Origin of the sequence: Streptomyces sp. x-80 (genome assembly GCF_046549095.1) — a bacterium.
In the GTDB taxonomy this organism is placed as follows: domain Bacteria; phylum Actinomycetota; class Actinomycetes; order Streptomycetales; family Streptomycetaceae; genus Streptomyces; species Streptomyces celluloflavus.
The window spans coordinates 1-1461 of the sequence record NZ_JAJPWM010000069.1; the positions used below are offsets into that span (position 1 = coordinate 1).

Genomic DNA, 1461 nt, shown 5'->3' on the forward strand with positions numbered 1-1461 from the left:
TATTTCGCCGCGTGAGGCGGTGGCGATGGATCCGCAGCAGCGGTTGTTGCTGGAGACGGCGTGGGAGACGTTCGAGCATGCGGGGATCGATCCGCAGTCGATGCGCGGCAGCGACACCGCCGTCTTCATCGGCGCGACCGCGGGCGACTACGGACCACCCATGCACGCCGCGCCCGACAGCGTCGAGGGCCATCTGCTGACCGGTACCACCGCCAGCGTCATGGCAGGCCGGGTCGCCTACACCCTCGGTTTCGTCGGTCCGACGATGACGGTGGACACGGCGTGCTCGTCCTCGCTGGTGGCGCTGCACCTGGCGGCGAAGGCGCTGCGCTCCGGCGAGTCCTCGCTGGCGATCGCCGGCGGCATCACCGTGATGTCGACGCCCGGCATGTTCCTGGAGTTCAGCCGGCAGCGCGGGCTGTCGCCCGACGGGCGCTCGAAGTCCTTCTCCGACGACGCCGACGGCACCAGCTGGAGCGAGGGAGCAGGCTTGGTCCTGCTGGAGCGGTTGTCGGATGCGCGGCGTCATGGGCATCGGGTTCATGCGGTGTTGCGGGGTTCGGCGGTGAATCAGGATGGTGCGTCGAATGGGCTGACTGCGCCCAATGGCCGTTCGCAGCAGCGGGTGATCAGGCAGGCGTTGCGGGATGCGGGGTTGGGTCCGGCGGATGTCGATGTGGTGGAGGCGCATGGTACGGGCACGCGGCTGGGTGATCCGATCGAGGCCGAGGCGCTGTTGGCGACTTATGGTCAGGAGCGGGAGAGGCCGTTGTGGCTGGGGTCGTTGAAGTCGAATATCGGGCATACGCAGGCGGCCGCGGGTGTGGGTGGTGTCATCAAGATGGTGATGGCGATGCGGCACGGTGTGCTGCCCCCGACGCTGCATGTGCGGAAGCCGTCCGGGCATGTCGACTGGTCCAGTGGCGCGGTGCGGCTGCTGACCGAGTCCCAGCCGTGGGACGCGACGGGTCCGCGGCGGGCGGGTGTTTCTTCGTTCGGGATCAGTGGTACCAACGCGCACGTGATCATCGAGCAGGCTCCGCCGGAGGACGTTGCCCGGCCGCAGCTCGCCGCGCGGCTGTCCGCTGTGCCGTGGGTGCTGTCGGGTCGGAGTCCGCAGGCGCTGCGGGCCCAGGCGGAGCGGCTGCGTGACCACTTGGCCGGGCGGGACGACTGGGACCCGGCCGACATCGGATGCAGCCTCGCCACCACCCGTGCGGTTTTTGATCATCGTGCGGTGGTGGTGGGTGGTGGTCGGGCGGAGTTGTTGGCTGGGTTGGTTGGTGTGTCGTCTGGGGCTGGGGCTGGGGCTGGGGCTGGGGCTGGGGCTGGGTCTGGGGCTGGGGTGTCGGGTGGGGTGGGGTTTTTGTTTGGTGGTCAGGGTGCGCAGCGGGTGGGGATGGGTGCGGAGTTGTATGGGCGTTTTCGGGTTTTTGCGGAGGCGTTTGATGAGGTGTGTGA

General features: G+C 68.7%; 1 protein-coding gene. It reads left to right on the forward strand.

Features of this window, described 5'->3' with window-relative positions:
• Window positions 1–1461, forward strand: a 1461-nt coding sequence (locus tag ACLJWH_RS41930; RefSeq protein WP_411147067.1) for a type I polyketide synthase, incomplete at both ends; no start/stop codon positions are given.